Source organism: Desulforhabdus sp. TSK (genome assembly GCF_022836495.1).
Taxonomy (GTDB): Bacteria; Desulfobacterota; Syntrophobacteria; order Syntrophobacterales; family Syntrophobacteraceae; genus Desulforhabdus.
On the sequence record NZ_BQXM01000100.1, the window covers coordinates 1 to 807 of the forward strand.

Genomic DNA, 807 nt, shown 5'->3' on the forward strand with positions numbered 1-807 from the left:
TGGCCATGATCGCGTCGCATTTGACTGCGGGAGTGCCGAATTGAATGCGTTTTTCAAAGCGACAGCCAGGCAGCACGCAGCCAGGGGCATATCCCGTACATGGGTCCTTGCAGATCCGAACGCCCCCGGAATCGTCATCGGTTTTTTCACCCTGGCGTTATGCGAAATACAGGCACAACATCTTCCCACCAAGTATACCAGGAAATATCCGAAACATCCTCTTGCCGCTGTTCGGCTCGCCCGACTCGCCGTGTCGAAAAAGCATCGAAGGCAAGGATACGGCGAAATGCTTCTCATGGAAGCGATCCATCGCACCGTTCTGATTTCTGAACAGGGAGGGGGCATCGGTCTTTTTGTCGATGCAAAAGATAGTTCGGCGAGATCTTTTTATGAGCACTACGGGTTTCTTGCGCTACCCGGAAATCCCTTGCGTTTATTCCTGCCGATCCAAACCCTTCGCGCCATCACCGCCGATACCGCCGAATTCCCTTCGAACTGCTGACCTGGCACCTCGAAAAGGTCTATCGTTCGGTTTGCCGATGTTCGATTTTGCCTGCCACTAAAACATCTCTTATCCTATCCCCTTTAAGTAAGAACGAAAGTTATTCCAATCCCATGAAACATGGTCCTGCAGAATCTCAAAGACGGAAAAACCGAGCTGGCCGAAGTGCCCTGCCCTGGACCCATGACGGGGCCTTGGCGTTTTTGTTTTTTGAACGAAGAAAAGACCCTCAGGGCGTCCACGGATTGGAATCACCCCGGATGGGACAGGCTCTGGCTCTATAACCTCCATTACTTCGACGATCT

Annotated in this window: 2 protein-coding genes; both read left to right on the top strand. The window is 52.2% G+C overall.

All coding sequences use genetic code 11. The annotated features are described in order from the left end of the window. On the top strand, positions 1-502 hold a 502-nt coding region (locus MWC30_RS21670), incomplete at its 5' end, for a GNAT family N-acetyltransferase (protein WP_244086281.1). Positions 503-622: 120 nt separating this feature from the next. Continuing rightward, on the top strand, positions 623-807 hold a 185-nt coding region (locus MWC30_RS21675), incomplete at its 3' end, for a hypothetical protein (protein ID WP_244086282.1).